Source organism: Pseudomonas sp. AIG (assembly GCF_977020205.1).
Genome location: NZ_CDROCK010000109.1, coordinates 1 through 4049 on the forward strand (window position 1 = coordinate 1; position 4049 = coordinate 4049).

5 protein-coding genes are annotated in these 4049 nt (G+C 59.0%); 2 read left to right on the forward strand and 3 right to left on the reverse strand.

Annotation, left to right across the window (positions count from 1 at the left end):
* Positions 1-166 precede the first annotated feature (166 nt).
* On the reverse strand, positions 167-1675 hold the full coding sequence (gene mqo, locus ACWR1S_RS30615) for a malate dehydrogenase (quinone) (protein ID WP_454566112.1): 1509 nt from the start codon (positions 1673-1675) through the stop codon (positions 167-169).
* Between the two features lie 708 nt (positions 1676-2383).
* Positions 2384-2617 (reverse strand): hypothetical protein, encoded by a 234-nt coding sequence (locus ACWR1S_RS30620; RefSeq protein WP_007912834.1) that lies wholly within the window; start codon positions 2615-2617, stop codon positions 2384-2386.
* A gap of 204 nt (positions 2618-2821) precedes the next feature.
* On the opposite strand from ACWR1S_RS30620, the gene ACWR1S_RS30625 reads away from it, so the two are divergent.
* On the forward strand, positions 2822-3406 hold the full coding sequence (locus ACWR1S_RS30625; RefSeq protein WP_454566113.1) for a YajG family lipoprotein: 585 nt from the start codon (positions 2822-2824) through the stop codon (positions 3404-3406).
* A 264-nt stretch (positions 3407-3670) separates the two neighbouring features.
* On the opposite strand, the gene ACWR1S_RS30630 is transcribed toward ACWR1S_RS30625, so the two are convergent.
* Positions 3671-3877, reverse strand: a complete 207-nt coding sequence (locus ACWR1S_RS30630; RefSeq protein WP_008083982.1) for a hypothetical protein — start codon at positions 3875-3877, stop codon at positions 3671-3673.
* Here ACWR1S_RS30630 and ACWR1S_RS30635 point away from each other — a divergent pair.
* Positions 3869-4049, forward strand: a 181-nt coding sequence (locus ACWR1S_RS30635; RefSeq protein ID WP_454566114.1) for a hypothetical protein, incomplete at its 3' end; no start/stop codon positions are given. The two genes, ACWR1S_RS30630 and ACWR1S_RS30635, sit on opposite strands and share 9 nt — an antisense overlap.

A 4049-nucleotide genomic window follows, 5' to 3' on the forward strand; every position in this document is an offset into this window, starting at 1 on the left:
AGAATGCCACCGTGGCGCACAGACGCCTCGGCTTGGGCGAGTCCATACAATTACAGAGGGTTTGTGTTTACCCTGGAGCTGCCGAAGGCTGCGATCTTTTGCTTTTCAAGGCCATAAAAAAACGCCCCGCACTCACTGAGTACGGGGCGTTTTTCATGCGGCGTGATCAAGCGTAGCTTGGGGTCTCGCTGCTTTCTTCAACCAGTTCCAGCGCGATGTTGTTCTGCGTGTTGATCTTGCGATACAGCGCAGCATCGGTTTCCAGGACCTTTTCACGGGCCGGGAAGATTTCCGCCAGTTTGCCGGCCCACTCGCCCTTGGCCTTGGCCGGGAAGCACTTCTCGATCAGCTCGAGCATGATCGAAACGGTCACCGACGCACCCGGCGAAGCGCCGAGCAGGGCGGCGAGGGAACCGTCCTTGGCCGACACCAGTTCGGTACCGAACTGCAGGATGCCGCCCTTTTTCGGGTCTTTCTTGATGATCTGCACCCGTTGGCCAGCCACTTCCAGGCGCCAGTCTTCGGCTTTCGCCTCGGGGTAGAAACGGCGCAGGGAATCCAGGCGCTGTTCCATCGATTGCATCACTTCGCTGACCAGGTACTTGGTCAGGTCCATGTTGTTTTTCGCCACGGCCAGCATCGGCCCGATGTTGCCGGCGCGAACCGACAGCGGCAGGTCCATGAAGGAGCCGTGCTTGAGGAACTTGGTGGTGAAACCGGCGTATGGCCCGAACAACAGGGATTTCTTGCCGTCGACCACGCGGGTGTCCAGGTGCGGCACCGACATCGGTGGCGAACCCACAGCCGCCTGGCTGTAGACCTTGGCCTGGTGCTGTTTGACCACTTCCGGGTTGTCGCAACGCAGCCACTGGCCGCTGATCGGGAAGCCGCCGAAGCCTTTGCTTTCTTCGATGCCCGAAGCCTGCAGCAACGGCAGGGCCGCGCCGCCCGCGCCGAGGAAGACGAACTTGGCGTCGACTTCACGGCTGCTGCCGCTGTTGACGTCCTTGATGCTGACGGTCCAACCGCTGCCGTTACGCTTGAGGCCGGTGACGCGCTTGCAGTATTTGACTTGCGTGTCCGGCGCGCTGGTCAGGTGCTTGAGCAACTGATTGGTCAGGGCGCCGAAGTTGACGTCGGTGCCGTTCATCACGCGAGTGGCGGCGAGGACTTCGTCCGGCGCGCGGCCCGGCATCATCAGCGGCATCCACTCGGCCATCTTGGCCTTGTCTTCGGTGTACTCCATGTCGGAGAACGCGTGATGCTTGTGCAGCACATCGAACCGGGACTTGAGGAAGGACACACCATTGTCGCCCTGGACGAAACTCAGGTGCGGCACCGGGCTGATGAAGGATTTGCACGAGCCGAAGGTGCCTTTCTTGGTCAAGTACGACCAAAACTGCTTCGACACCTCGAACTGGGTGTTGATGTGCACGGCTTTCTTGATGTCGACGGTGCCATCGGCGGCCTGCGGCGTGTAGTTCAGCTCGCACAGACCCGCGTGGCCGGTACCGGCGTTGTTCCACGGGTTGGAACTCTCGGCAGCACCGGAATCCATCAGCTCGACGACTTCCAGCTTGATCGCGGGGTCGAGCTCTTTGAGCAGCACGGCCAGGGTGGCACTCATGATGCCGGCCCCAACCAGTACTACGTCGACTGCTTCGTTATGCGCCATTTAACGCGTCTCCAAAATCTGCAGCACCAAATTGTCGGCATGGCTGCCAGGCGTTCCGGGACAGGTCAGTGATGTCCGGGCTATCCGTGGTCAGGTTCGCCATGTCCGAATCTTCGCAATTTTTCGCAACTTCGACGGATGTGTGCGGCCTGGCTTCAAGAGCTCCATGAACTCATTTCAGCACGCGGCTGGCAATTCGACTTATGGTCGAGACATCCGTTTTTGTGCAACCAAATCCGTAGCGGACAGGCTTCAGGCTCCGATATTCGAGGTATACCCGGTCCTGTGTCGTTGGGCTGTTTCAGACGCTAATGGTGCATGTTCAGACGCAAAACTTTTCATTTGCTCGCCACACTCTTGTGAAGTTGTGAAAACCCGTTTTTTTCACGCTCTTTTGAAGACGTGAACCTCAAAAAAGGGCTGTCCAGGCCTGGCACCTTGCCCGAGGGCAAAAACAACGCGGTGGCCGAGCGTCATGACAGCTCTGCAGATTCGCGAAAAGCGGGGTTTTTGCCGGAAGAACAGGCAAGCGCGCCAACTTCACTCGATCTGTGTGGGCGGCTCTCTGTGGGCGATTTTGGGTGTCGATGCATGCGCATTGACGCTGTTGCGGGGCCCGATCAGGAGACGTCCTTATAATCGGGGGGAGATTGTATCGAAGAAATGCGGGGAGTTGGTCGTGTTTAATGACTTTTATTAGGCATCCGGTCAGATGCTCAACATCGCTTGCACCCGTGCGCGGGGCTGCGACGCTATGACGCGGGCGCTGGCGGGCAGTGGCTGGTGCAACCAGTTGAGGCGGATTTCTTCGATTTCCACCCAACCGTCGCCCATCGGCTGCAGGCTGCACTGCTTGAATGCCTGACAATGGCCATTGCGGTCGAGCAGGGCGAAGCTGCGGTGCAGCGGGCGTGGGGCGAACAACGAGATCAGATAACGCATGGTCGAGTACCTTGTGGGGGACTGATTGCAAGGTTGTCAAAGCGCCGTGACGTGAACGTGTATGCCGGGTGAATAATCTGTGACAGGAACCGCTTTCCCAAGGGTTTGTCAGACATTTCAGTATTCACTGTCGGGCGCTGGTTACCCGCAGTGGCCCACCGCTATACTGCCGGCCTGTTTGTGCCTGATTCTGGAGAGAAGAGCATGTTGCAACGCCTGTTGTTCGGTTTGATCACTGTGGCCGGTTTGACCCTGGCCGGCTGCGCCCACAGCCCGCAACAACTGAGCCCGGAGCCGAAGCTGACCACTCAGTTGCCAGCGGTCGGCCGTGGCCAGCCAGTCGTCGTGCGCGTGGTTGACGGTCGTCCGTCGCCAACCCTCGGTACCCGTGGCGGTCTGTACCCGGAAACCAGCGCCATCACCGTGCAGCGCGAGCAGATCCTGCCAAAGCTGCAGGCTCAGGCTGAAGCCGCCGTGCGCCTGCTCGGGTTCACCCCGACCAACAACGCGCCAAACGCTCCGCAGTTGACCGTGACCCTGACCGAACTGAAGTATCAGTCGCCGAAAGAAGGCATGTACGTGACTGAAGCGACCATCGGCGCGACCTTCCGCTCCGATGTACAGAACGCCAACCGCCGTTACAGCGGCCGTTACGGCGCTTCGCTGGACCAGCGTTTCGGCATGGCGCCGAACCAGGAAACCAATACCAAACTGGTCAGCGATGTATTGAGCGATGCGCTGACGCGTCTGTTCAAGGATCCGACTGTGGGTCAGGTGCTCGCTGAGTAAGCTTTCGACGGATGTGAAAAAGCCCGGGGCCAGTGATGGTTCCGGGCTTTTTTGTGGGTGTCAGGGTTGGGATTTGTGTCGTATGGGAGATCGATCCCCCTCACCCCAGCCCTCTCCCCCAAAGGGGGCGAGGGGGAAAGGGAGCCAATTTTTGTTGTGCCTGGGATCTGCATTCATCTCGGAGTTTCAGGTCGATGTACCTCGAATAAACACCTCGGTCAGTCCCCTCTCCCCCTGGGAGAGGGCTAGGGTGCTTTTGCTTTTTCAGGCCGCCTGAGAATAAAAGTCGAGCACGCTCACGCCCGTCAGCAAATCCGTCTCAGGCAAATCCGCATGCTGATGCCCACCCAGCGCGCAATACACCAGCCAATGGCGATCCTGAACATTGAAGGCGAGGCTACCGACGAGACTTTGCTGTTCGTCATAAGGCGTGATGAGGTACAGACGATCCTGGTTTTCAGCGTGAAGCATGTCGCGTTCCATGTGTGTTTCGAGGCGCGCAGGGTGGCCTATCCACATGACGATGCCGTGACACAGGACAGCCATCGGTCGATTGTCAGGTTATTTGTCGCAAAGGCTGGGGTTGAACCGGCAGGTTTGGGTAGAATCCGCGCCGCGGTCGTCGATCTGGCGTCTGCCACAC